Source organism: Oceanobacillus sp. B139/18 (assembly GCF_055524595.1).
Window position 1 is genome coordinate 24,889 of the sequence record NZ_JBVFXI010000008.1, and the last position, 24,555, is coordinate 49,443.

27 protein-coding genes are annotated in these 24,555 nt (G+C 41.7%); 26 read left to right on the forward strand and 1 reads right to left on the reverse strand.

Annotated features, from left to right (window positions below; translation table 11 throughout):
- The first annotated feature begins 67 nt into the window (after positions 1–67).
- From rpoC to tuf, 5 genes are all read left to right on the forward strand, one after another.
- Positions 68–3,682 (forward strand): DNA-directed RNA polymerase subunit beta', encoded by a 3,615-nt coding sequence (gene rpoC, locus ACZSMY_RS19525; RefSeq protein ID WP_042530759.1) that lies wholly within the window; start codon positions 68–70, stop codon positions 3,680–3,682.
- A gap of 349 nt (positions 3,683–4,031) precedes the next feature.
- Positions 4,032–4,451: a 30S ribosomal protein S12 gene (gene rpsL, locus ACZSMY_RS19530; RefSeq protein WP_042530761.1), complete on the forward strand. Its 420-nt coding sequence runs from the start codon at positions 4,032–4,034 to the stop codon at positions 4,449–4,451.
- A gap of 36 nt (positions 4,452–4,487) precedes the next feature.
- A complete protein-coding gene (rpsG, locus tag ACZSMY_RS19535; RefSeq protein WP_040985105.1) occupies positions 4,488–4,958 on the forward strand; it encodes a 30S ribosomal protein S7 in 471 nt (156 codons plus the stop codon).
- A gap of 42 nt (positions 4,959–5,000) precedes the next feature.
- Positions 5,001–7,079 carry an elongation factor G gene (gene fusA / locus ACZSMY_RS19540; protein WP_042530764.1) on the forward strand — a complete coding sequence of 693 codons (2,079 nt, stop codon included), beginning with the start codon at positions 5,001–5,003 and terminating at the stop codon, positions 7,077–7,079.
- Between the two features lie 107 nt (positions 7,080–7,186).
- Complete coding sequence (gene tuf / locus ACZSMY_RS19545; RefSeq protein ID WP_042530767.1) at positions 7,187–8,377, forward strand: elongation factor Tu; 1,191 nt, start codon at positions 7,187–7,189, stop codon at positions 8,375–8,377.
- A 108-nt stretch (positions 8,378–8,485) separates the two neighbouring features.
- On the opposite strand, the gene glpX is transcribed toward tuf, so the two are convergent.
- Positions 8,486–9,433 carry a class II fructose-bisphosphatase gene (gene glpX, locus ACZSMY_RS19550; RefSeq protein ID WP_193064170.1) on the reverse strand — a complete coding sequence of 316 codons (948 nt, stop codon included), beginning with the start codon at positions 9,431–9,433 and terminating at the stop codon, positions 8,486–8,488.
- 371 nt (positions 9,434–9,804) lie between these two features.
- On the opposite strand from glpX, the gene ACZSMY_RS19555 reads away from it, so the two are divergent.
- The 21 genes from ACZSMY_RS19555 (at position 9,805) to rplE (ending at position 24,541) form a co-directional block, all read left to right on the forward strand.
- On the forward strand, positions 9,805–11,166 hold the full coding sequence (locus ACZSMY_RS19555; protein WP_465148213.1) for a sigma-54 interaction domain-containing protein: 1,362 nt from the start codon (positions 9,805–9,807) through the stop codon (positions 11,164–11,166).
- 221 nt (positions 11,167–11,387) lie between these two features.
- Positions 11,388–12,083: a CoA transferase subunit A gene (locus tag ACZSMY_RS19560; RefSeq protein WP_256705467.1), complete on the forward strand. Its 696-nt coding sequence runs from the start codon at positions 11,388–11,390 to the stop codon at positions 12,081–12,083.
- A gap of 24 nt (positions 12,084–12,107) precedes the next feature.
- Positions 12,108–12,782, forward strand: coding sequence for a 3-oxoacid CoA-transferase subunit B (locus tag ACZSMY_RS19565; RefSeq protein WP_042530773.1), 675 nt, complete (start codon positions 12,108–12,110; stop codon positions 12,780–12,782).
- Positions 12,783–12,860: 78 nt separating this feature from the next.
- A complete protein-coding gene (locus ACZSMY_RS19570; protein WP_042530774.1) occupies positions 12,861–13,637 on the forward strand; it encodes a 3-hydroxybutyrate dehydrogenase in 777 nt (258 codons plus the stop codon).
- 24 nt (positions 13,638–13,661) lie between these two features.
- Positions 13,662–14,840: a thiolase family protein gene (locus ACZSMY_RS19575; RefSeq protein ID WP_256705468.1), complete on the forward strand. Its 1,179-nt coding sequence runs from the start codon at positions 13,662–13,664 to the stop codon at positions 14,838–14,840.
- A gap of 123 nt (positions 14,841–14,963) precedes the next feature.
- On the forward strand, positions 14,964–16,247 hold the full coding sequence (locus ACZSMY_RS19580) for a GntP family permease (RefSeq protein ID WP_256705469.1): 1,284 nt from the start codon (positions 14,964–14,966) through the stop codon (positions 16,245–16,247).
- A gap of 223 nt (positions 16,248–16,470) precedes the next feature.
- On the forward strand, positions 16,471–17,796 hold the full coding sequence (locus ACZSMY_RS19585; protein ID WP_193064173.1) for a short-chain fatty acid transporter: 1,326 nt from the start codon (positions 16,471–16,473) through the stop codon (positions 17,794–17,796).
- Between the two features lie 369 nt (positions 17,797–18,165).
- Entirely contained in the window at positions 18,166–18,474 is a 309-nt protein-coding gene (rpsJ, locus tag ACZSMY_RS19590) for a 30S ribosomal protein S10 (RefSeq protein ID WP_042530782.1), read from the forward strand.
- Positions 18,475–18,502: 28 nt separating this feature from the next.
- Positions 18,503–19,132, forward strand: a complete 630-nt coding sequence (gene rplC / locus ACZSMY_RS19595) for a 50S ribosomal protein L3 (RefSeq protein WP_042530784.1) — start codon at positions 18,503–18,505, stop codon at positions 19,130–19,132.
- Positions 19,133–19,158: 26 nt separating this feature from the next.
- The gene (gene rplD / locus ACZSMY_RS19600) at positions 19,159–19,782 is read left to right on the forward strand and encodes a 50S ribosomal protein L4 (protein WP_042530785.1); all 624 of its coding nucleotides are present in this window, start codon (positions 19,159–19,161) and stop codon (positions 19,780–19,782) included.
- A complete protein-coding gene (rplW, locus tag ACZSMY_RS19605) occupies positions 19,782–20,069 on the forward strand; it encodes a 50S ribosomal protein L23 (RefSeq protein ID WP_042530787.1) in 288 nt (95 codons plus the stop codon). Before rplD ends, rplW begins: the two co-directional genes overlap by 1 nt.
- Positions 20,070–20,111: 42 nt before the next feature.
- Positions 20,112–20,942: a 50S ribosomal protein L2 gene (gene rplB, locus ACZSMY_RS19610; protein ID WP_042530789.1), complete on the forward strand. Its 831-nt coding sequence runs from the start codon at positions 20,112–20,114 to the stop codon at positions 20,940–20,942.
- 57 nt (positions 20,943–20,999) lie between these two features.
- Positions 21,000–21,278, forward strand: a complete 279-nt coding sequence (gene rpsS / locus ACZSMY_RS19615) for a 30S ribosomal protein S19 (protein WP_042530791.1) — start codon at positions 21,000–21,002, stop codon at positions 21,276–21,278.
- A 19-nt stretch (positions 21,279–21,297) separates the two neighbouring features.
- Positions 21,298–21,639: a 50S ribosomal protein L22 gene (rplV, locus tag ACZSMY_RS19620; protein WP_042530793.1), complete on the forward strand. Its 342-nt coding sequence runs from the start codon at positions 21,298–21,300 to the stop codon at positions 21,637–21,639.
- A gap of 3 nt (positions 21,640–21,642) precedes the next feature.
- The gene (gene rpsC / locus ACZSMY_RS19625; RefSeq protein ID WP_042530795.1) at positions 21,643–22,284 is read left to right on the forward strand and encodes a 30S ribosomal protein S3; all 642 of its coding nucleotides are present in this window, start codon (positions 21,643–21,645) and stop codon (positions 22,282–22,284) included.
- An 18-nt stretch (positions 22,285–22,302) separates the two neighbouring features.
- On the forward strand, positions 22,303–22,737 hold the full coding sequence (gene rplP / locus ACZSMY_RS19630; RefSeq protein WP_042530797.1) for a 50S ribosomal protein L16: 435 nt from the start codon (positions 22,303–22,305) through the stop codon (positions 22,735–22,737).
- On the forward strand, positions 22,727–22,927 hold the full coding sequence (gene rpmC / locus ACZSMY_RS19635) for a 50S ribosomal protein L29 (protein ID WP_042530799.1): 201 nt from the start codon (positions 22,727–22,729) through the stop codon (positions 22,925–22,927). Before rplP ends, rpmC begins: the two co-directional genes overlap by 11 nt.
- 26 nt (positions 22,928–22,953) lie before the next feature.
- Positions 22,954–23,217: a 30S ribosomal protein S17 gene (gene rpsQ, locus ACZSMY_RS19640; protein WP_042530801.1), complete on the forward strand. Its 264-nt coding sequence runs from the start codon at positions 22,954–22,956 to the stop codon at positions 23,215–23,217.
- A 42-nt stretch (positions 23,218–23,259) separates the two neighbouring features.
- Entirely contained in the window at positions 23,260–23,628 is a 369-nt protein-coding gene (gene rplN / locus ACZSMY_RS19645) for a 50S ribosomal protein L14 (RefSeq protein ID WP_040985075.1), read from the forward strand.
- Between the two features lie 34 nt (positions 23,629–23,662).
- Positions 23,663–23,974, forward strand: coding sequence for a 50S ribosomal protein L24 (rplX, locus tag ACZSMY_RS19650; RefSeq protein WP_042530803.1), 312 nt, complete (start codon positions 23,663–23,665; stop codon positions 23,972–23,974).
- A gap of 27 nt (positions 23,975–24,001) precedes the next feature.
- On the forward strand, positions 24,002–24,541 hold the full coding sequence (rplE, locus tag ACZSMY_RS19655; RefSeq protein WP_042530805.1) for a 50S ribosomal protein L5: 540 nt from the start codon (positions 24,002–24,004) through the stop codon (positions 24,539–24,541).
- The last annotated feature ends 14 nt before the right edge of the window (positions 24,542–24,555 follow it).

Sequence of the window (24,555 nt, forward strand, 5' to 3'; positions counted from 1 at the left end):
CGCCGAGACATGACGATAAGCCAGGTTTTCTCAAACTTTCTTAACTTGTAAAAGGGAGGATTGCCCCTTGTTGGATGTAAATAATTTTGAGTACATGAAAATAGGGCTTGCTTCACCAGAAAAGATTCGTTCTTGGTCTTACGGTGAAGTGAAAAAACCAGAAACAATTAACTATCGTACGTTAAAACCAGAAAAAGACGGTTTATTCTGTGAGCGTATCTTTGGCCCGCAGAAGGATTGGGAATGTCACTGTGGTAAATATAAACGCGTTCGTTACAAAGGTGTTGTCTGTGACCGCTGTGGCGTAGAAGTAACCAAAGCGAAAGTGCGGCGTGAACGTATGGGACATATTGAACTTGCTGCACCGGTATCACACATTTGGTACTTCAAAGGTATCCCAAGCCGTATGGGATTAGTATTGGATATGTCTCCCCGTGCATTAGAGGAAGTTATCTATTTTGCTGCATATATCGTAACAGACCCGGGAAGCACGCCGCTTGAGAAAAAGCAATTGCTTTCTGAAAAAGAGTTTCGCTCTTATTATGATAAATATGGCAATAACTTCAAAGCTCAAATGGGAGCAGAAGCTATCCGCAAATTATTGCAAGACCTTGATTTAGAAAAAGAAGTGGATGCACTGCGTGAAGAGTTGAAATCAGCTCATGGTCAGCGTCGTACTCGTGCAATCAAACGCTTGGAAGTAATGGAAGCATTCCGTAATTCTGGAAACGAAGCAAGCTGGATGATTTTAGATGTTCTTCCGGTTATCCCTCCAGAAATTCGTCCAATGGTTCAATTAGACGGCGGACGCTTCGCTACTTCAGATTTAAATGACCTTTACCGTCGTGTTATCAACCGTAACAACCGTTTAAAACGTCTGCTCGATTTAGGTGCTCCAAGCATTATCGTTCAGAACGAAAAACGGATGCTTCAGGAAGCTGTCGATGCCTTGATCGATAATGGCCGTCGCGGCCGTCCGGTAACAGGACCGGGTAACCGTCCGTTAAAATCTCTTTCTCATATGCTGAAAGGGAAGCAGGGGCGTTTCCGTCAAAACCTGTTAGGTAAACGTGTTGACTATTCCGGACGTTCCGTTATCGTTGTTGGACCGCATTTGAAAATGTACCAGTGTGGTCTGCCAAGAGAGATGGCATTAGAGCTATTCAAGCCATTCATTATGAAAGAACTCGTATCCAGAGGCCTTGCTCACAACATTAAATCAGCGAAGCGAAAAATTGAAAGAGTGCACCCTGATGTATGGGATGTTCTGGAGGATGTTATTAAAGAACACCCGGTACTGCTTAACCGTGCACCAACGCTTCACAGATTAGGTATTCAGGCATTCGAACCTACATTGGTCGATGGCCGTGCCATCCGTTTGCATCCGCTTGTATGTACCGCATATAACGCTGACTTTGACGGAGACCAAATGGCTGTACACGTTCCGCTTGGAGCAGAAGCACAGGCAGAAGCAAGAATCTTAATGCTGGCAGCACAAAACATTCTTAACCCGAAAGACGGGAAACCAGTTGTTACACCATCACAGGATATGGTACTTGGAAACTACTACCTTACCTTAGAGCGTGAAGGTGCTGTTGGAGAAGGTTCCTACTTCAAAGATACGAACGAAGCATTAATTGCTTATCAAACTGGGTATGCTCATCTGCATACACGTATTGCAGTGCAAGCATCCAGCTTAAATAATAAAACATTTACAGAGAAACAAAATAGCCAGCTATTGTTAACTACAGTTGGTAAGCTGATCTTTAATGAAATTCTTCCGGATTCTTTCCCTTACATGAACGAACCTACAAAAGGGAATTTAGAAGAAAAAACACCAGAAAATTATTTTATTGATCCTGGTACAGACATTAAAGAGGAAATTAAAAACCGTGAAGAGGTTAAGCCATTTAAGAAAGGCTTCTTAGGTGATATTATTGCGGAGGTATTCAAACGATTCAAAATCACAGAAACCTCTAAAATGCTTGACCGTATGAAAGATTTAGGCTTCAGCTACTCTACCAAAGCCGGTATGACAGTTGGTATCTCAGATATCGTTGTACTTGCTGAAAAACAGGGTATCTTAGATGAAGCACAATCGAAAGTAGATAAAGTGTTAAAACAATTCCGTCGTGGTCTGATTACAGAAGAAGAGCGGTATGACCGTGTCATTGCCATCTGGTCAGAAGCGAAAGATGTTATTCAGGATCGCTTGATGGGCTCATTGAGCAACCGAAATCCGATTTATATGATGAGTGATTCCGGTGCCCGTGGTAATGCATCAAACTTCACCCAGCTTGCTGGTATGCGTGGATTGATGGCCGACCCATCTGGTAAAATCATTGAGATCCCAATCAAATCAAGTTTCCGTGAAGGACTAACAGTAATGGAATACTTTATTTCCACACACGGGGCTCGTAAAGGTCTTGCCGATACAGCACTGAAAACAGCCGATTCAGGTTACTTGACCCGCCGCCTTGTAGATGTGGCACAGGATGTTATTATTCGTGAGGAAGATTGCGGAACGGATCGCGGCTTGAAAGTTGCTGCACTCGTAGACGGCTCAGAAGTGATTGAACCGCTTCTAGATCGTTTGATTGGCAGAACAGCATTCGAAAATGTGGCACATCCGGAAACAGGAGAAGTCATTGTCGAGAAAAATGAACTTATTCACGAAGACCAGGCAAAAGCTATTGTGGAAGCCGGTATCGAGGAAGTCATTATTCGTACTGCCTTCACTTGTAACACAAAACATGGCGTATGTCAGAAATGTTATGGCCGTAACTTAGCTACAGGCTCCGATGTAGAGGTTGGCGAAGCGGTTGGAATTATCGCAGCTCAATCTATCGGTGAGCCTGGTACACAGCTGACAATGCGTACCTTCCATACAGGCGGGGTTGCCGGAGACGATATTACGCAAGGTTTACCGCGTATCCAAGAGCTGTTTGAAGCCCGTAATCCAAAAGGGCAGGCAGTCATTACAGAAGTTGCCGGTACCGTTCTGGAAATGAAGGAAGTGAAGGATAAACAAGAAATTGTTATCCAAGGGAATGTAGAACAGCGCAGCTATGCCGTTCCTTACAACGCCCGTATGAAAGTTCAAGAAGGAGATCAAGTGGAAGCCGGGCAAGAGCTTACAGAAGGTTCCGTTGATCCAAAAGAACTTCTTCGAGTGAAAGGTGTAGAAGGTGTTCAAGACTACTTGCTGAAAGAAGTACAGCGTGTATATCGTATGCAAGGGGTAGAAATTGGAGACAAACACGTTGAGGTAATGGTTCGCCAGATGCTTCGTAAAATCCGTGTTGTATCTTCTGGAGATACAGAAGTATTGCCAGGTTCCCTGCTTGAACTGCACCAATTCCGAGATGCAAACCATAAGGTATTTAAAGAAGGTACAGAGCCTGCAACAGGCCGCCCGGTGTTACTTGGTATTACCAAAGCATCGCTTGAAACAGATTCCTTCTTATCAGCTGCATCCTTCCAAGAAACGACTCGTGTCTTGACAGATGCTGCGATTAAAGGAAAACGCGATGAACTTCTCGGCTTAAAAGAGAATGTTATCATTGGTAAACTTGTTCCAGCTGGTACAGGGATGCCTCAATACCGTACGTTAGAAGCAGAGCTTGATGCGCCGGAATCAGATGAAGAAGTCGCAGACGAAGAAAGCACACAAAGAGTATAATATGTAATCAGGAGGGAGCCTCTCCCTCCTGATAATAAATAAGTGCGCTATTTTTGAAAGCAGTCTAAAAAAATACCATGAATATATTGACAAACAATATTGAGGGTGGTACTATATTCAAGGTGCTTCTGATTATGCTTGCAAAAGTAATTATCAGAGCAGAGCCTAATCGGAACTTCGGTTTATGCTAAATAATAATAACAAAAAGCAATCTGAGTATAAGGTAAATCATTTTTCGCATTGATTTGTGAGAGATTTTTTTATCACTAAAAATGAACCACCTGGATGTGTGGTATTACAAAAGGTTGTTGTTTGATTACTAAATTGAAATTGAGAGGAGGAAAATGCAATGCCAACAATTAATCAGTTAGTGCGTAAAGGCCGTGTGTCAAAGTCAAAGAAATCTGACTCACCAGCACTTAATAAAGGTTATAACAGCTTTAAAAAGAAAATGACTGATGAGAACGCTCCGCAAAAGCGTGGTGTATGTACTCGTGTAGGTACACTGACTCCTAAGAAACCAAACTCTGCACTTCGTAAATATGCGCGTGTACGTTTGTCTAACAACATGGAGGTAACTGCATACATTCCTGGAATTGGTCACAATCTGCAGGAGCATAGTGTTGTTCTTATCCGCGGCGGTCGTGTAAAAGACTTACCTGGGGTACGTTATCACATCGTACGTGGTGCACTTGATACTGCTGGAGTAGAAGGCCGTATGCAAGGTCGTTCAAAATACGGAACGAAAAAACCGAAACAGAAAAAATAAATAAAATTACTCATATGAAGGAAAGGAGGATGTACAATGCCTCGTAAAGGTCCAGTACCAAAGCGTGATGTATTACCAGATCCGCTTTATAACTCAAAATTAGTTACACGTCTCATTAATCAAATTATGATTGATGGTAAGCGTGGTAAAGCACAAAAAATCCTTTATAATGCGTTTGAATTAGTTGCTGAAAGAAGCGGCCAAAACGCAATGGAAGTTTTTGAGCAGGCAATGAAAAATGTTATGCCAGTACTTGAAGTACGTGCCCGCCGTGTTGGTGGTTCAAACTATCAAGTGCCAGTGGAGGTTCGTCCAGAACGTCGTCAAGCGTTAGGATTACGTTATATTGTTAACTACTCCCGTCTGCGCGGAGAAAAAACAATGGAAGAACGTCTTGCTAATGAAATTCTTGATGCTTCTAATAACACAGGAGCTGCTGTTAAGAGAAGAGAAGATATGCATAAAATGGCAGAAGCGAACAAAGCATTCGCTCACTACCGTTGGTAATATAAATCTAACAAAAGCTTTTTATAGGAAGGAGAAGAATACATGGCTAGAGAGTTCTCCTTGGAAAAGACACGTAATATCGGTATTATGGCGCACATTGATGCGGGAAAGACAACAACTACTGAGCGTATTCTTTTCTATACAGGACGTATTCATAAAATTGGTGAAACCCACGAGGGTGCTTCACAAATGGACTGGATGGAACAAGAGCAGGAGCGTGGAATCACGATTACTTCCGCTGCAACAACTGCTGCTTGGAATGACCATCGTATAAACATTATCGATACACCTGGACACGTGGACTTCACTGTTGAAGTTGAGCGTTCCCTTCGTGTACTTGATGGTGCGGTAACTGTACTTGATGCACAATCAGGTGTAGAGCCACAAACGGAGACAGTATGGCGTCAAGCGACAACATACGGTGTTCCTCGTATTGTGTTTATTAACAAAATGGATAAAACAGGCGCTGATTTCTTGTATTCAACAAATACATTAAAAGAACGCCTTGGTGCAAACGCACATCCAATTCAAATGCCAATTGGTGCTGAAGATGAATTTAACGGAATTATCGACTTGATTAAGATGGAAGCTCACATCTATTTAGATGATTTAGGGCAAAAATCGGAAACAACTGAAATTCCTGATGAATTAAAAGACCAAGCGGAAGAGTTACGTGCTAACCTGATTGAAGGCGTAGCCGAAACGGATGAAGAGCTTATGATGAAGTATCTTGAAGGAGAAGAAATCTCTGAAGAGGAGCTTGTAAACGCAATTCGTCAAGCTACTTTGAATGTTGATTTCTATCCGGTACTTTGCGGTTCTGCATTTAAAAACAAAGGTGTTCAGTTAATGCTGGATGCGGTTATCGATTATCTCCCTGCTCCAACAGACGTACCTCCAATCGAAGGTATTGTTCCTGGAACAGAAGAAAAAGTAACTCGTCCATCATCTGATGAAGGTCCATTCTCTGCATTGGCATTTAAAGTAATGACTGACCCTTATGTTGGTAGATTAACATTCTTCCGTGTGTACTCCGGTACACTTAAATCAGGTTCTTATGTGAAGAACTCTGTAAAAGATAAGCGTGAGCGTATTGGACGTATCCTGCAAATGCACGCAAACTCCCGTGAAGAGATTTCGGTTGCATATGCTGGCGAAATCGCTGCTGCGGTAGGCTTGAAGGATACTTCAACAGGTGATACACTATGCGATGAAAAGGATCTTGTTATTCTTGAGTCCATGGAATTCCCTGAGCCGGTTATCTCGGTTGCGATTGAACCAGAAACAAAAGCAGACCAAGATAAAATGGCGATTGCTCTTGCTAAACTTGCAGAAGAGGATCCAACCTTCCGTACAGAAACAAACGTAGAAACTGGACAAACAATTATCTCTGGTATGGGTGAGCTTCACTTAGATATCATCGTTGATCGTTTAAAACGTGAATTTAAAGTTGGTGCACAAGTTGGTGCTCCACAAGTTTCTTACAGAGAAACTTTCCGTGCTGCTGCTGAAGTAGAAGGTAAATTCGTACGTCAGTCTGGTGGACGTGGACAGTTCGGTCACGTTTGGGTTAAATTTGAGCCAAACGAAGAAGGCGCTGGATTCGAATTTGTTAACAATATCGTTGGTGGTGTTGTTCCTCGTGAATACATCCCGGCTGTTCAACAAGGTATCGAAGAATCCATGGAAAATGGTGTCCTTGCCGGATATCCATTAATCGACGTAAAAGCTACATTATATGATGGAAGCTATCATGATGTCGATTCCAACGAAATGGCGTTTAAAGTAGCTGCTTCTATGGCACTTAAAGCTGCTAAAAACAAATGTAACCCAGTTCTGCTTGAACCAATGATGAGAGTAGAAATTGTTGTTCCAGAAGAATACATGGGAGACATCATGGGTGATGTAACATCTCGTCGTGGACGTGTAGAAGGTATGGAAGCACGCGGAACTGCTCAAGTAGTTAAAGCGTTCGTACCGCTTGCTGAAATGTTTGGTTATGCAACTGCATTACGTTCAAACACACAAGGTCGTGGAGTGTACACGATGCACTTTGACCACTATGAAGAAACACCTAAAAGCATTACAGAAGAAATTATCAAGAAAAATGCAGGTCAATAATTGATTTTTTCTTCAATCTGACGTATAACATTTAATAAAGGCTGGGAAATTTTTAACGATTTCCTGGCATATAAAAAATTGCTATATATTTAAAGGAGGAACTATAAATGGCTAAAGAAAAATTCGACCGCTCGAAAAGTCACGTAAACATTGGAACAATTGGTCACGTTGACCATGGTAAAACAACTTTAACTGCTGCAATCACTACAGTAATGGCAAAAAGAAATGGTGATGGCACTGCAATGGCTTATGACCAAATTGATGGTGCTCCAGAAGAGAAAGAACGCGGAATTACAATCGCAACTTCTCACGTAGAGTACGAAACTGAAACTCGTCACTATGCACACGTTGACTGCCCAGGTCACGCTGACTATGTTAAAAACATGATCACTGGTGCTGCACAAATGGACGGAGCTATCCTTGTAGTATCTGCTGCAGATGGCCCAATGCCACAAACTCGTGAGCATATCCTATTATCTCGTAACGTTGGGGTACCTTCTATCGTAGTATTCCTTAACAAAACAGATATGGTAGACGATGAAGAGCTACTTGAATTAGTAGAAATGGAAGTTCGTGATTTATTATCTGAATATGATTTCCCTGGTGATGATGTACCAGTTATCGCAGGTTCTGCTCTTAAAGCACTTGAAGGCGATGAAGAGTATGAAGAAAAAATCGTTGAATTAATGGCTGCAGTGGACGAATATGTTCCAACTCCAGAACGTGATACAGATAAACCATTCATGATGCCAGTTGAGGACGTATTCTCTATCACTGGTCGTGGTACTGTTGCTACAGGCCGTGTTGAGCGTGGAGAAGTTCGCGTTGGAGACGAAGTAGAAATCATCGGTATCAACGAAGAATCTTCTAAAACTACTGTAACTGGAGTAGAAATGTTCCGTAAGCTTCTTGACTATGCTGAAGCTGGTGATAACATTGGTGCACTACTTCGTGGTGTTTCCCGTGAAGATATCAACCGTGGACAAGTACTAGCTAAGCCTGGTTCAATCACTCCACATACAAACTTCAAAGCAGAAGTTTATGTATTATCAAAAGATGAAGGTGGACGTCATACGCCATTTTTCTCTAACTACCGTCCACAGTTCTACTTCCGTACAACGGATGTAACTGGAGTAATCACGCTTCCAGAAGGAACTGAAATGGTAATGCCTGGAGATAACATCGAAATGTCAGTAGAACTTATTGCACCAATCGCGATTGAAGACGGAACTCGTTTCTCTATCCGTGAAGGTGGACGTACAGTTGGATCTGGCGTTGTATCTACTATCGAAAAATAATAAATGCTTTTCATATAGGAAGGCAGCGTGACGACGTTGTCTTTCTATTCCTAATAAAAAAGAACCTTCGATAAATTATCAGCTGATTATCGAAGGTTCTTTTTTATATTATACAGTAACTTTAGGGTGTTCCGTTGCAATATGGCGAAAGCATTTATCTAATCCATTTAAAACGATAGAATGTGTTATAAAGACATCTTGATTATTCTCAATTCCTTGTGAGAGCATATTACTGGTTATACTTGTAGCTATAAAAGCGCATTCATCTGTGTTGACCAGCTCATGGTGAGAAAGTGCTTCATTTGGGCGGGCAAGTCCCATAGATACGCAACGATTCCATTGCTCATCTGTATTAGGAAGCAACCTTGCCTGCATCTCTCCGCCTAAGCTTTTTACTCCGACAGCTGCCAGAACTCCTTCTGGTGCACCGCCGATACCAATAAATAAGTCAGCGTTGCCTTGGCGATGTATACATGTTGAAATGGCAGGGATAATATCGCCCTCTTCAAACAATTCTGTTCGAACACCTAAAGCACGTGCTTCTTCTACCCAGTGATTGTGTCTTTCTCTATCCTGTGTAATTATTTTTAATTCTTCCAGCTTCTTTCCTTTGGCCTCTGCAATGATACGCAAGTTTTTCTCCAGAGGAAAATCAATATTAATTTTGCCGGCTGCTTCCGGACCAGTTACAATCTTCTCCATATACATATCAGGCGCATGAAGCAGTGTACCTTTCTTTGCAATGGCAATGACGGCAATCGCATTATTTTTTCCTTTAGAAGTAGAAGTAGTCCCATCAATTGGATCAACAGCCAAGTCAATGCCTTTTCCGTGTCCGGTGCCCACCTTTTCACCGATAAACAGCATAGGCGCTTCATCGATTTCTCCTTCCCCGATAACGATTTCCCCGTCCATATGGATTTTATTTAGCTGGGTACGCATCGAATCTGTAGCTGCCTGATCAGCTTCTATTTTATTTCCCGTGCCAATCCAAGGATATGTTGCAAGTGCTGCGGACTCGGTAACATGCAGAAATTCTTGAATGAACTGATTCATAACTGCCAACTCCTTTAGAATTTTTATTTGTAAAACGAAATAACGATTATGAAATACATCATTCAGAAGGTGCTTTTAAAGTGATATAACAAAATGAGTATTAAATTAATAGTAATACAGTTTTCATTTTATATCAATATATTTCATTTATTATTGATTATTATTTTTAGTTTTTATTTCGTGGTGCTTGTTAAGATAGCGATATGTAATGAAGGAATAAGACTGTGGTGTAACTGCCATATGGTATAAAAAGTTAGAAAAAAACAACCCCTCCAATAGATATGAATTTGTTATGATAAAAGAGCAGTAAATGAAAATACGTGTTAGTGAATTGGATATGCAATCAGGATTTTTGTGATGGGAGAGAGAAGATGCTTTTTAATAATAAGTACAGAGAAGAGATTATTGAAGCTGTATTTGAAAAAACTAATTTTTGTTTTGTTGTAGTCAATCGAGAGGGATTGATTACTTATTTAAATAAAAATTACTGTGATTTCATTGAGGTGACATTAGACGATGTGCTGGGTAAGCATGTCACCGATGTTATTGAAAATACCAGGATGCATATTGTCGCAGAGACGGGAACAGAAGAAATTGCAGATCTGCAATATATAAAAGGGAACCATATGATTGCAAATCGCATCCCGCTGTTTGCTGAAGGGGAGCTAGTTGGAGCTGTCGGAACCGTGCTATACAAAGACACCGAAGAATGGAAGAAAATGAACTCCCATGTGAAAGCGCTGTTATTAGAAATTGAAAACTATCAGAAAAAATTACGTAATCCAAAAGGGGCCACCTATTCATTAAATGATATTGTCGGCAGCTCTATCCAGATAAATGACATTAAAGAAAAGATTAAAAAGGTTTCATCAGGAGATGCCTCGATATTATTAGAGGGAGGCAGCGGCACGGGAAAGGAGCTATTTGCCCATAGTATTCATCATTTAAGTGAACGCAGTGCTAAGCCATTTATAAAAGTGAACTGTGCAGCCATTCCAGTAGATTTACTGGAGTCCGAATTATTTGGTTATGAAGGCGGCGCATTTACCGGAGCTAAAAAAGAAGGAAAAAAGGGTAAATTTCAACTGGCTGATGGCGGGACACTGTTTTTGGATGAGATTGGAGATATGCCATTAACGGCACAGGTTAAAATTCTTCGTGCGCTGCAAGAAGGAGAGATTGAAGCAGTTGGAACGGAAAAAACACAGAAAATTGATGTCCGAATTATTTCTGCAACAAATCAGTCAATTGAAGAGCTGATAAAGGAGAATCGTTTTCGGGAGGATCTTTATTACCGGATTAATGTAATTTCCATTAAAATTCCTCCTTTAAAGGAAAGAGCGGAAGATATTCGGGTAACGGCAAAGTTTTTGCTGAGGAAAATCACACAGCGTACAGGCAAACGAGTGGTCAGCTTCAGTGATGCGGTAATGCATTTCTTTATGCACTATGATTGGCCGGGGAATGTCCGCGAACTGGAAAATGTGATTGAATCTGCAGTACATCTGACCAATACAGAAATGATTGAATTGGAAGACCTGCCTGATCATATGCAGCAAAGCCTCTATATAACGGAAGACGGGATGGGGTTGAAAGAAATTTTGAGCAGAGCAGAAAAACAAGCTTTGATACATGCTATCCACAAATCAAATGGAGATAAGATAAAAGCTGCTGATTTACTTGGAATCGGCAAGTCGAGTTTTTATGAGAAAATAAAAAAATATGACTTATAGATTCCAGAAACGTGGAATAAATTCCGTGAATCCGGAAAATTTAAAACTCTTTCTGTGTAAGTGCTTACAAATGCATAAATGTTAGCGGAAGGCCTGTATTCCATAAATCCGGAATACGGGCCTTCTGTATATCGGCTTACTTTGTTGTCTATCCTTTATTCTTCTGTTTAATCATTTTTGGCATGTTTTTTGCTACTGTACTGTGGAGGGGGGAGATGCAAATGAAAACAATTTATACATCTTTTGAAGACGCTGTAAAAAATATTCAGGATGGTTCCACGATTATGGTAGGAGGGTTTGGGCTGGTCGGTATTCCCGAGAATCTTATTTTGGCATTGGTGGACTCAGGAGTTAAACACCTTACAGTTATATCGAATAATTGCGGAGTAGATGATTGGGGACTGGGATTACTTTTAAAAAATAAGCAAATAGATAAAATGATTGGTTCCTATGTTGGAGAAAATAAAGAGTTTGAACGGCAGGTGCTGGCGGGAGAATTAGAGGTAGAATTAACACCTCAGGGCACGCTGGCAGAGCGGATTCGGGCAGGGGGGGCAGGTATTCCTGCGTTTTATACACCGGCTGGAGTCGGAACCCCTGTTGCAGAAAATGGAGAAGTGCGTGTTTTTGATCGAAAAGAGTATTTGCTGCAGACTGCATTAAAGGCAGATTTCAGCTTAATCAGAGCTGCTGTCGGAGATGATGCCGGAAATTTAGTTTACAACAAGACAGCGAGAAATTTTAATCCGATGATGGCTGCTGCAGGAAAAATAACCATTGCAGAGGTAGAGCAGCTGGTTGAAACAGGTTCTATCGATCCAGATCATGTCCATACGCCGGGAATCTATGTTCAGGGAATGATTGAAGGGAAACAGGAGAAAAGAATTGAACGTCTGACATTACGGCAGGAAATGTAATCGAGATCAAGGAGGATGAAGGTTATGGTAAAACAATTAGATAAAGCTTCTGTCAGAGAAAGAATTGCCAGGAGGGCTGAAAAAGAAATTGAAAGCGGTTACTACGTTAACTTAGGGATTGGAATGCCTACCATGGTTGCTAACTACATTCAGGAAGGGAAACAGGTTGTCCTTCAATCAGAAAATGGGCTGCTCGGGATAGGAAAGTCTCCTTTAAAAACGGAGGTTGATCCGGATTTGATTAATGCCGGGAAGGAGACGGTTACAGCTCAAATCGGTGCATCCTATTTTAGTAATGCAGAGTCATTTGCAATGATACGGGGGGAACATTTAAATCTTGCTATCCTGGGAGGGATGGAAGTTTCTGAAACCGGGGATTTGGCAAACTGGATGATTCCGGGAAAAATGATCAAAGGTATGGGGGGAGCAATGGATATTGTCCATGGAGCAAAAAAAATCGTTGTTATTATGGACCATGTTAATAAGCATAATGAGCCAAAGATCTTAAAAAAATGCAGCTTGCCTTTAACCGGCAAACAGGTCGTCAATCGAATTATTACCGATCGAGCGGTGATTGATGTGGAGGAAGATGGTCTTATGCTTGTCGAAGTAGCAGAAGGCTGGACGGCAGAAGAGATTATCGCGTCAACAGAAGCTGAGCTTCGAATTAGTGAGCATTTGCAACCGGGAGCTTATTAATCTCTTTGCCGGAAAGCTGGTATGATTGGATATAAAATGAAACTTTATTAAGGGTTAGTATTGCGAGGGGGATTATATATGATAGAAAATAAAGTAGTTTTTATAACAGGTGCAGCAAGCGGTATCGGGTATGAAATTGGCCGTGCGTTTGCAAAAAACGGTGCAAAGGTAGCTTTGTCAGATGTGAATGAAGAGAAAGTGGTGGAGGCTTCGGAGAATTTAAAGAAGAAGGGCCATGACTGTATCGGACTGAAATGCGATGTTACCAGTGAAGAAGAGCTTAAACAGGCTTTGGATTACACAGAAGAAAAGTATGGAAGAATCGACGTTTTAATTAACAATGCAGGGTTACAGCATGTATCTGCTATTGAAGATTTTCCAACTGAAAAATTTGAGTTTATGACTAAGGTTATGCTGGTTGCTCCATTTATGGCAACCAAGCTTATTTTCCCGCTGATGAAAAAGCAAGGATTTGGACGGATTATTAATATGGCTTCGATTAATGGGCTGATTGGTTTTGCAGGTAAGGCAGCCTATAACAGTGCTAAGCACGGGGTGATCGGTTTGACCAAGGTGTCTGCTTTAGAAGGAGCTGCAGATGGGATTACGGTGAATGCGATTTGCCCTGGGTATGTCGACACGCCGCTGGTGCGCGGACAGTTTGAGGATTTGGCAAAAAATCGTGGTGTGCCAATTGAAAAAGTACTGGAAGAAGTATTATACCCATTAGTGCCTCAGAAACGGCTTTTAGATGTTCAGGAGGTTGCGGATTATGTCATGTTCTTAGCCAGTGATAAAGCAAAGGGAATTACAGGGCAGGCAATTGCATTAGATGGCGGCTATACAGCTCAATAATAAAAAGAAGAGGTGAGAATAAAAATGACAAATGTATATTTGATTGAAGGAGCAAGAACACCATTTGGCACCTTCGGCGGAAGTTTGAAGGATGTCGGACCTGCTGAATTAGGTATAGCAGTTAGTAAGGAAGCAATTCGCCGCAGCCGAATACCGGCCGAAGTTATTGATCTGAGCGTTTTGGGCAATGTTATTCATTCCGAAAAGAATGCGCCCTATCTTTCCAGACATGTCGCGCTGCAGGCGGGCATACCGTTAGCGAGTCCTGCTTTGACGGTCAACCGTTTATGCGGTTCCGGCCTGCAGTCTGTCGTCTCGGCCGCGCAATCCATTTTACTCGGCGAGGCGAGTGTGGCACTGGCTGGAGGAGTCGAAAATATGAGTCAGTCTCCCTATGCATTAAGGGGAAGCAGGTTCGGGACAAAATTAAAAACACCTCAGGTGGATGACATGCTTTGGGCAGCTTTAACCGATGAATATATTGGTTCGGGGATGGGAGTTACTGCAGAGAATTTAGCTGAGAAATATCATATTTCCCGTGAAGAACAGGATGTATATGCTTGTTTGAGTCACCAGCGGGCTGCAAAAGCACAGAAAGCAGGAAAGCTGGAGGAGGAAATCATTCCAGTGGAGATAATGTCCAGAAAAGGAACAACAGTTGTAAATACGGATGAGCATATCCGTGAGAGTACGACGGTGGAGAAGCTTGCGGGGCTCAAGGGTGCTTTTAAGAAGGATGGAACGGTGACAGGAGGGAATGCCAGCGGGATTAATGATGGTGCTGGAGCAGTTATTGTAGCCGATGAGCACTACGTAGAGCGGCATCAGGTAAAGCCTCTGGCAAGAATCGTGTCATGGGGAGTTGCGGGCGTGGAACCGGAATATATGGGGATTGGGCCGGTGCCTGCGATAAAACAGGCCTTAAAAAAAGCCGATCTTACCTTGGATGATATAGATGTAATAGAAGTAAATGAGGCATTTGCTGCCCAGTATTTAGCTGTTGAAAAAGTGCTTGGCTTGGATCGGGAAAAGGTCAATGTCAATGGGGGCGCTATCGCTTTGGGACATCCGATTGGAGCCAGCGGAACAAGGGTGCTCTACACATTAACGAAGGAGCTGAAACGAAGCAGGAAGAAATATGGCATTGCCTCCTTATGTATTGGTGGAGGGCAGGGGATTGCGATGATTTTGGAGGCTGTTTAACCTGAAATGATACATCAAGAATAGATTCTTCTCTGCTGTGAGAGGGCAATTTAATTTGCGGTAAAATGATTTGTTCTTTCTAATTAGCATAGCGACAAAAAAGAGAGAAATGGAGGGGTATGCATGTTTGGAATTATATTAGGCTTAGTTGTGCTGATGGTTCTTGCTTATTTAGGGTGGTCTATTATTTGGGTAGCGCCCATTGCAGCAGGAGTAGTGGCACTCGCTGGAGGTCTGGATCTTTTAGAGGCATATACAGACACATATATGAGCGGGTTTGTTAATTTTGCTAAGCAATGGTTTCCTGTGTTTATGCTGGGGGCAGTTTTTGGCAAGTTGATGGAAGACACAGGGATGGCGAAGTCCGTTGCTATTGCATTAACAAAGGTAATTGGCACGAAACGGGCTATACTGGGGGTGCTTGTTTCCTGTGCGGTTTTAACCTATGGAGGGGTCAGTTTATTCGTTGTCGTGTTTGCTGTTTATCCATTAGCGTTGACATTATTCCGGGAGGCGAATATCAGCAGACGTCTGATTCCGGGTACTGTCGCATTAGGGGCTTTTACATTTACGATGACAGCTATTCCCGGGACTCCTCAAATTCAAAACTTAATTCCGGTTCCGTATTTTAATACGAATGCGATGGCAGCTCCGGTTATGGGGATAACAGCAGCTGTTATTATGGCTGTTGGCGGTTATGGTTACATGCGATGGAGAGAAAAGCAGCTGACTGCAAAAGGGGAGGGCTATACCGAGCCAAAAGATAATAAAATCGTACAGGTAGAAGGGACCGCGCCTCATTTTATATTATCTATCTTACCGTTAGTCACCGTTGTGGTAACGTTGAATATTTTTCAATGGGATATTGTGATTGCTTTATTGTCCGGAATTATTCTGCTGCTTCTATTAAATATTACGAAATTCAGAGGGTTTGTGAAAGCAATTAATAGTGGCGCAGTAGGCTCTGTTACAGCCATTGTAAATACCAGCGCTGCTGTTGGGTTTGGTACGGTTGTTCAGGCGGTGCCGGGCTTTGATCGGTTGACGGCGCTGTTAATGGGGGTGAAAGGAAACCCCTTAATTTCTGAAGCCATTGCAGTAAATGTTTTAGCCGGCTCCACAGGCTCTGCTTCAGGCGGGATGGGTATCGCCTTGGAAGCTTTAGGGGAGAGATATTATGAGCTGGCACTCAGTACAGGTATTGCTCCGGAAGCATTCCACCGAATTGCGTCTCTTTCCTCGGGAGGACTGGATGCGATGCCGCATAATGGTGCAGTGCTAACGTTGCTTACCATTACAGGGATGACACATAAAGACAGCTATAAGGATATTTTTGTAGTAGCGGTAGCTATTCCAGTTTTAGCAACAGCGGCCGCAATCATTTTAGCGTCTTTGGGCATCTACTAGAGGGATAGATAAAACACAAATCCAACAGCCGGGTTGTGATCGTATACGTTTTGAATTCTGTGAAAGGAGCAGAATGAAAACTTGGCTGCTGGAAGTTTTATTCATAAGAAGTCGTGCTAAAGAAACGGTATGTCATAATATATTATAGAAAGAACCGAAACGGTGATGCTGTTGGAAGAGCGTTTCGATTGATAATATAGCAGCATACAAGGGGGGAGCTCGATTGAAAGTTTTAACAAGATTCTTTGACAGGGTGGTACAGAGATATTTACCAGATGCATTTTTATTTGCTGTTATTTTAACGATTTTGGTTTACTTACTGGGTGTCACTATAACAAGTAGCGGCCCGGTGGAAATGATAACGTATTGGGGAGAGGGTTTTTGGGACCTGCTTGAATTTGGAATGCAAATGTCACTGGTGGTTGTGACAGGGTATATTTTAGCAAGTACACCTGTTGTGAAAGGTTTTTTAGCGAAACTCAGCAGAGCGGCAAAAACACCGGGGCAAGCGGTGATGCTGGTAACATTCGTTGCTTTGCTTGCTTGTTTAATAAACTATGGCTTTGGACTTGTTGTCGGAGCATTATTTGCTGTTCATGTGGCAAAGCGGGTTCCTGCAGTGGACTATCGGATATTGATTGCCAGCGCCTACAGCGGTATGGTCATCTGGCATGGCGGTTTTTCCGGGTCGGTACCGCTGCTCATTGCCACACCAGGGCATTTTTTAGAAGATGCTATTGGAATAATTCCTGTAACAGAGACATTGTTCAGTTCATTTAATCTGTTTATTGTCATTACCTTATTAATTACACTTCCGCTTTTTAATCGGTACTTATTAAAGGGAGCAGATCCTATAGGTAAAATCGATCCTTCATTATGGAAGGAAGAATCCGGAGAGGAAACGGAAGCGGAAGTTCCTCAGTCGGTAACACCCGCAGAAAGGCTGGAGAACAGTCAGGCCTTGTCTTTTCTGATTGGCATGATGGGACTCCTTTTTATTGGGTATCATTTCGTTGCCAATGGATTTGACCTAAATATCAATATCGTCAATTTTATTTTTCTTTTCTTGGGAATCCTTCTTCACAGAACACCAAGACGGTTTCTGGATACGGTAGGGAGAGGTGTGAAGAACGCCGGCGGAATTATTATACAGTTTCCATTCTACGCTGGAATAATGGGGATGATGGTGGCATCTGGATTATCAGATAAGATTTCATTATGGTTTGTCAGTTTCGCAACCGAATATACACTGCCTATTTTCACTTTTCTCAGCGCAGGTTTGGTTAATGCGTTAGTACCTTCCGGCGGCGGACAATGGGCTGTCCAAGGCCCTATTATGATACAAGCAGCGCTTGAAATTGGAGCCGATACAGCAAAAACAGCCATGGCAGTTGCCTGGGGAGATGCCTGGACAAATATGATACAGCCATTTTGGGCCCTGCCTGTACTCGCCATTGCCGGGTTGAAGATTCGGGATATTATGGGCTTTTGTGTCATGATTCTGCTGTTTACCTTTATTCCGATTGCGATCGGGTTTCTACTATTATAACGGAAAGTTTATATAAGATTGTGAAGCGGAACGGTAAAACAGCCGATTCCGCTTATTCATTGTTTTATTTAAAAGTATTTAGCGCAAGAACAAGCAGAATTTCTGATATTATATAAGGAAATAAAAAAACTTTTAAAATAAGCTTGCAATCATACTGGATGCTATGTATAATATAAAAATGTGCAAACTTGTAGATAGCTATGTATAAGCTTGCTAAGGTCAAAGATATTTGTTATACTAATGTAGTTGACCAATTAATGCGATGATGCGGAAGGTTGTTGGCACACCCGGCCCCTTTGCCATGGCGGTGTGTTAAGGAATTTTCGCGGAGAATGTCTATAATAATATAGGCGAGAAGGAGGGAAAATGATGGCAAAAGAGAAAATCAGAATTCGTTTAAAAGCATACGATCACCGCATCTTAGATCAGTCTGCTGTGAAAATTGTGGAAACTGCAAAACGTTCCGGAGCAAAAGTGTCTGGTCCGATTCCATTGCCGACTGAAAGAGCTGTTTATACAGTGTTGCGTGCGGTTCATAAGTACAAAGATGCTCGTGAACAGTTCGAAATGCGTACGCACAAGCGTCTGATCGATATTCTTGAGCCTACACCAAAAACGGTTGATGCGCTGATGCGTTTAGATCTTCCATCTGGTGTAGATATTGAAATTAAATTATAATTCGTTTTAAATACAGGAGGTGTAACGGATGACGAAAGGAATCTTAGGTCGTAAAATCGGCATGACTCAGCTTTTCTCTGAAAATGGAGAACTTGTACCAGTAACAGTTGTTCAAGCTGAGGCAAATGTTGTGTTGCAAAAGAAAACATTAGAAAATGATGGTTACGAAGCGTTGCAAATCGGTTTTGCTGATAAAAAGGAATCACGTACAAACAAAGCGGAGAAAGGTCATGCTGAGAAAGCAGGCACTGCCCCTAAGCGCTACGTTCGTGAAATCCGTGGCGCAGAGGTTGACAACTATGAAGTTGGTCAAGAAATCAACGTTGATATCTTTGAAGCCGGTGAAAAAATCGATGTGACAGGAACATCTAAAGGGAAAGGATTCCAAGGTGCTATCAAACGTCACAATCAACAACGCGGACCAAAAACACACGGTTCTCATTTTCATAGAGCTCCAGGTGCGATGGCTGCAATTGATGCAATGCGTGTTTTCAAAGGTAAAAAATTACCAGGTCATATGGGTTCTGAACAAAAAACAATTCAAAACCTTGAAGTTGTCAGTGTAGATACTGAAAAGAATTTACTTCTGATTAAAGGAAATATCCCTGGTGCAAAAAAATCTTACGTAAAAATTACGAGTGCAGTAAAAGGTAACTAATCACATAAACGAAGGGAGGATATGTCATGCCTAAAGTAGCACTTTTAAAACAGGATGGAAGTAATGTTGGAGAAATCGAATTAAATGACGCTGTTTTTGGTATCGAGCCAAACACACATGTACTTCATGAAGCGGTTGTTATGCAACGTGCATCTTTACGTCAAGGTACACATGCTGTTAAAAATCGTTCAGAAGTTCGTGGCGGAGGCCGCAAACCATGGCGCCAAAAAGGAACTGGCCGTGCACGTCAAGGATCTATCCGTTCACCACAATGGGTTGGCGGTGGAACTGTTTTCGGACCTACTCCACGCAGCTATAGCTATAAATTACCAAAGAAAGTTCGTCGCTTAGCGTTAAAGTCAGCATTATCTTCTAAAGTAAAAGAAGAAAGCTTGTTTGTTTTAGAAGCAATCACAATTGATGCTCCAAAAACAAAAGAAATTGTAAATATCTTAAACGGACTTAAAGTTGAAGAGAAAGCACTTGTTGTTCTTTCTGAGAAAGACGAAACAGTTGCCCGCTCTGCGAACAACTTACAAAACGTAAAGGTATTAACTGTAGAAGAATTAAATGTACTTGACTTGCTTACGCATGACAAGCTGATCATCACAAAAGATGCAGCTGAAAAAGCAGGGGAGGTGCTCGCATAATGAAAGATTTGCGCGATGTAATTAAACGCCCTGTCATTACAGAGAATTCTGCTGACTTAATGGCAGAGAAAAAATACACGTTTGAAGTAGCTGTAAAAGCGAACAAAACAGAAATCAAAGATGCTGTAGAAACCATCTTTGGTGTGAAAGTAGAAAAAGTAAACACAATGAACCTTAAAGGTAAATTTAAGCGAATGGGCCGCTACGGTGGATATCGTCCAGACCGTAAAAAAGCTATCGTTCAGTTATCGGCAGATAGCGAAGATTTAGATTTCTTTGAGGCTTAATCATACGAATGAATATATTCCAAACTAAAAGGAGGGACAACGATGGCGATTAAAAAGTATAAACCAACCTCAAATGGTAGACGTAATATGTCTGGATCAGACTTTGCAGAGATTACTACGAATACCCCTGAGAAATCCCTTTTAGCTCCATTATCTAAACGTGGTGGACGTAACAATCAAGGGAAATTAACGGTTCGTCATCACGGCGGCGGTCATAAGCGCCAATATCGTATTATCGACTTCAAACGCGATAAAGATGGTGTGCCAGGACGCGTTGCTACAATCGAATACGATCCTAACCGTTCAGCAAACATTGCATTAATCCATTATGCTGATGGGGAGAAACGTTATATCCTTGCTCCGAAAAATGTTAAAGTAGGGCAAGTAATTGAATCTGGTGAAAATGCAGATATTAAAGTAGGTAACGCATTACCGCTTGGAAGCATTCCAGTAGGTACTGTTATCCATAATATCGAATTAAAACCGGGACGCGGAGGCCAAATTGCTCGTTCTGCTGGTGCAGAAGCTCAAATCTTGGGACGCGAAGAAAAATATACACTTGTACGCCTTGCTTCTGGAGAAGTTCGTTTAGTATTAACAACTTGCCGTGCTACAATTGGTCAAGTCGGTAACATTGAACATGAACTCATCCGTGTAGGTAAAGCTGGTCGTTCCCGTTGGAAAGGTATCCGTCCAACTGTTCGCGGTTCTGTTATGAACCCTAATGATCACCCGCATGGTGGTGGTGAAGGACGCGCGCCAATCGGACGTAAATCACCAATGTCACCTTGGGGCAAACCAACACTTGGTTACAAAACACGTAAACGTAATAAACCATCTGATAAGTATATCGTTCGTAGACGTAAAAAATAAACGGAAAAACGGGCGGGCTAAAGCACCCGTCTCTAATCCCTGGAAGGAGGCTTATCCATGGGTCGCAGTTTGAAAAAAGGACCTTTTGCAGATGACCATCTAATGAAGAAAATTGAAGTATTGAACACAGAAGACAAGAAGCAAGTAATAAAAACTTGGTCTCGTCGCTCAACAATTTTCCCGCAATTCGTTGGTCATACCGTTGCAGTATATGATGGACGTAAGCATGTGCCAGTATATATCACGGAAGATATGGTCGGTCATAAATTAGGTGAATTCGCACCAACTCGTACGTACAGAGGACACGCTGGTGACGATAAAAAAACAAGACGTTAAATGAGAGGAGGTACCAGGCATGCAAGCTAAAGCCGTTGCGAAATCAGTTCGTATTGCTCCTCGTAAGGTTCGTTTAGTTGTAGATCTAATTCGAGGAAAAGAGGTTGGCGAAGCAATCGCTATTTTAAAACATACACAGCGCGGAGCTTCTCCAGTCGTAGAAAAAGTATTAAATTCTGCTGTTGCGAACGCAGAGCACAACTATGAAATGGATGCAGACAATTTAGTAGTATCTGAAGCATATGTGAACGAAGGAGCTACTTTGAAACGTTTCCGTCCACGTGCACAAGGACGTGCAAGCAGAATCAATAAACGTACCAGCCACATCACAGTTGTGGTAAACGAAAAGAAGGAGGGATAGTCAGTGGGTCAAAAAGTTAATCCAACAGGTCTTCGCGTAGGTGTCATTAAGGACTGGGAGTCTAAATGGTACGCTGGGAAAGACTATGCAGACTTACTGCATGAAGATATTAAAATCAGAGAATATCTTGAAGGACGTCTTAAAACGGCTGCTGTTTCTTCTATTGAAATTGAACGTGCAGCAAACCGTGTAAACATTACTATCCATACTGGCAAACCAGGTATGGTCATTGGTAAAGGCGGATCCGAAGTTGAAGCTTTACGTAAATCTTTAAACAACTTAACTGGCAAACGAGTTCATATCAATATCGTTGAAATCAAAAAAGTAGATATTGATGCAGCACTTGTTGCTGATAATATTGCTCGTCAATTAGAAAATCGTATTTCATTCCGTCGTGCTCAAAAGCAAGCTATCCAACGTGCGATGCGTGCTGGAGCTAAAGGAATCAAAACACAAGTATCTGGACGTCTAGGCGGTGCGGACATCGCTCGTGCAGAACATTACAGTGAAGGAACAGTACCACTTCATACTTTACGTGCTGACATTGACTATGGTACAGCAGAAGCTGATACTACGTATGGTAAATTAGGTGTTAAAGTATGGATTTATCGTGGAGAAGTCCTTCCAACAAAAACCGATAAATAAGGGAGGGGGCTCATTACTATGTTAATGCCTAAACGTGTTAAATATCGTAGACAACATCGTGGTAAAATGAGAGGCCAAGCAAAAGGCGGTACAACTGTTTCTTTCGGAGAATATGGTTTACAAGCACTTGACGCTTCTTGGATTACAAGCCGCCAAATCGAGGCAGCGCGTATTGCAATGACTCGTTACATGAAACGTGGCGGTAAAGTTTGGATCAAAATCTTTCCAGACAAACCTTACACTGCAAAGCCTTTAGAGGTTCGTATGGGTTCCGGTAAAGGTGCTCCAGAAGGATGGGTAGCAGTAGTAAAGCCTGGTAAAATTATGTTTGAAATTGCAGGTGTATCTGAAGAGGTAGCTCGTGAAGCACTTCGACTTGCAGCACATAAATTACCTATTAAAACGAAATTCGTAAAACGTGAAGAAATTGGTGGTGAAAGCAATGAAGGCTAAAGAAATCAGAGATTTAACCACTGCCGAAATTGAAAAAAATGTTAAAACGTTGAAAGAAGAGTTATTTAATTTACGTTTCCAATTAGCTACTGGTCAATTGGAAAACACTGCACGTATCCGTGAAGTACGCAAATCAATTGCTCGTCTTAAAACCGTTGTTCGCGAGCGCGAACTAAGTGCAAATAACTAAAGATTCCAGAGGGGAGGTTAACCTCAATGTCTGAACGTAATGATCGTAAAGTTTATACTGGTCGTGTTGTATCCGACAAAATGGATAAAACTATTACAGTTTTAGTTGAAACTTACAAATTCCATAAGCTTTATGGAAAACGTGTTAAGTATTCTAAGAAATTTAAAACACATGATGAAAACAATGTTGCAAAAACTGGTGATGTTGTAAAAATCATGGAAACTCGCCCGCTATCAGCTACAAAACGTTTCCGTTTAGTAGAAGTAGTAGAAGAAGCGGTAATTATTTAATAAAGTTCGCTCGGAAGGTATCCGAAGGGAGGTCACAGTGTTATGATTCAACAAGAAACTCGTTTGAAGGTTGCAGATAACTCTGGTGCTCGTGAAGTATTAACCATTAAAGTATTAGGCGGTTCCGGTCGCAAAACTGCCAACATTGGTGATGTAATTGTTTGCACGGTCAAACAAGCAACACCAGGGGGCGTTGTCAAGAAAGGCGACGTTGTAAAGGCAGTGATTGTACGTTCTAAATCTGGTGCTCGTCGTAAAGATGGTTCTTACATCCGTTTTGATGAAAATGCTGCCGTAATTATCCGTGATGATAAAAGTCCAAGAGGAACTCGTATCTTCGGACCTGTTGCACGTGAATTACGTGAGGCTCAATTCATGAAAATCGTATCTCTAGCTCCAGAAGTTTTATAAGAAGAAATTTCCTCATCAAGGAGGTGCGTAAAGCATGCATGTAAAAAAAGGTGATAAAGTCAAAGTGTTATCCGGCAAAGACCGCGGTAAAGAAGGCACTGTATTAGAAGCATTTCCGAAAAAAGAGCGCGTATTAGTAGAAGGTGTGAACATGATCCAAAAACATGCGAAGCCATCTCAAGATAATCCGCAAGGCGGAATCTTGAATATCGAAGCTCCAATTCATGTTTCTAATGTATTGCCAATCGATCCGAAGTCCGGAGAACCAACTCGTGTTGGCTATGAAATAAAAGATGGTAAAAAAATCCGTATTGCAAAAAAATCCGGTGAAGCATTAGATAAATAAGTTTTTCTGTGAAAGGAGGGCTAACACATGAACGAATTAAAACAAAAGTATAACGATGAAATCACTTCATCTTTAATGAATAAATTCAATTATGATTCCGTAATGGAAGTACCTAAAATAGAGAAAATCGTAATCAACATGGGTGTTGGTGACGCAGTACAAAACTCTAAGGCATTGGATAGTGCTGTTGAAGAATTAGCTTTAATTTCTGGTCAAAAACCATTGATTACTCGTGCTAAGAAATCCATCGCAGGTTTCCGTCTTCGTGAAGGAATGCCAATTGGTGCAAAAGTTACTTTGCGTGGAGAACGCATGTATGACTTCTTGCAAAAACTGATTGCTGTATCTCTTCCACGTGTACGTGACTTCCGCGGTATTTCTAAAAAAGCATTTGATGGTCGTGGAAACTACACTTTAGGTGTGAAAGAACAGTTGATTTTCCCAGAAATTAATTACGATAAAGTCAATAAAGTTCGTGGTATGGATATTGTTATTGTAACAACTTCTAACACTGACGAAGAAGCTCGTGAACTTTTAGCTGGGCTGGGCATGCCTTTCCAAAAGTAGTCGTGAGCTAATAC